Here is a 1,330-nt window from a genome sequence, read left to right as displayed (position 1 = left end):
CTGGAGGAGGCGCTGCCCGACACCAAGATCACCTGGTCCAGGTTCGACTCCGGCGGGGACGTGAACACCGGAGAACACCGTCGCCAGGTCCAATCTCGTCATGACCATCACGAGCGGAGACGGCGAATGACCACCTCTCAGCGCCCCGAGCCGATCGGCGGGACGGGTTCCACCGACTGGGGCGACACGGCCGCCGCCTACCGCGACCTGATGCGCCGCTGGAAGCTCGCCGGGCGCGCCTCCCGGGACGCCGAGGAGGACCTGTGGGCCCGCTTCAAGGGCGCCCAGGACACCTTCTTCCAGGCCCGCAGCGCGGCGTTCGCCGAGCGCGACGCCGAGTTCCGGGGCAACGCCGAGGAGAAGGAGAAGATCCTCGCCGAGGCCGAGCGGCTGCTGCCGGTGCGGGACGTCCGGCAGGCCCGCCAGTCCCTGCGCGCGATCCAGGAGCGCTGGGAGGCCGCCGGGATGGTGCCGCGCGACCAGCGCGACCGGCTGGAGGGGCGGCTCCGCAAGATCGAGGAGGCCGTGCGCTCCGCCGAGGAGAACGAGTGGCGCCGCACCAACCCCGAGGCCCGCGCCCGCGCCGAGGCCACGGTGGCCCAGCTGCGCAGCTCCATCGAGCAGCTGGAGAAGCGGCTCGGCAAGGCCCGTGAGGCCGGCCGCCAGAAGGACGTCAAGGAGGCCGAGGAGGCCCTCAGCGCCCGCCGCGCCTGGCTCGAAGAGGCCGAGCGCACGCTCGCCGAGTTCTCCTGACCCCCGCCGCCCTCAGGCCGAGCGGCCCAGGAAGGCGAGCATGCGCGTCTGCTCGTCGGCGCCGCGCGGAGCGGGCAGGGGCGGTGCCAGATGCCCCTCGGACCGCAGTGAGGCGGCGACCACCTGGGCCGTGGCGAACGCGTGGTGGACGAGGTCCGGGTCGAGGCGCGACGGCTGCCCCGTGGCCCGGGCCAGGTCCCAGGCGTGCACCAGAGGCTCCAGGATGTAGCCCTCCAGGAAGTCCCCCAGGGGCAGCTCGCCCAGCCCGTCGAAGGGGATGGGGCGGTCGAGCGCGTCGGGGGTGAGCGCCGCCGCGCACTCCTTGCGGGCCGCCCGCCAGCTCATCAGGACGTCGCCCGCGACGAACCGCGCGGGGGCGGCGTTGACGTCCGGCTCGGGCTGTCCCGTGGCCAGCGCCCGGACCAGGAACTGGCCGCCGGTCACGTGGCCGGCGACGTCCCGGGCGGTCCACCCCGCGCAGGGCGACGGCGCGTCCCACCGCCACAGGCCGGTTCATCCGCGGCACGCTGCATGAATGCCCGCCACATCGTTCGAACGCCCGGCCGGCGGAAAAACC

1 protein-coding gene and 1 pseudogene are annotated in these 1,330 nt (G+C 74.6%); one reads left to right on the top strand and one right to left on the bottom strand.

Annotated elements, in window-relative coordinates:
* Positions 1-162: 162 nt before the first annotated feature.
* A pseudogene (locus AB0C69_RS42340) lies at positions 163-753 on the top strand (DUF349 domain-containing protein); the annotation flags it as partial.
* Positions 754-765: 12 nt separating this feature from the next.
* Here AB0C69_RS42340 and AB0C69_RS42335 read toward each other — a convergent pair.
* Entirely contained in the window at positions 766-1,260 is a 495-nt protein-coding gene (locus AB0C69_RS42335; protein ID WP_360362610.1) for a TIGR03086 family metal-binding protein, read from the bottom strand.
* Between the last annotated feature and the right edge of the window lie 70 nt (positions 1,261-1,330).

This window comes from Actinomadura sp. NPDC048032 (assembly GCF_040653175.1).
Taxonomy (GTDB): domain Bacteria; phylum Actinomycetota; class Actinomycetes; order Streptosporangiales; family Streptosporangiaceae; genus Spirillospora; species Spirillospora verrucosospora.
This window is presented reverse-complemented; position numbering and strand designations above follow the sequence as displayed.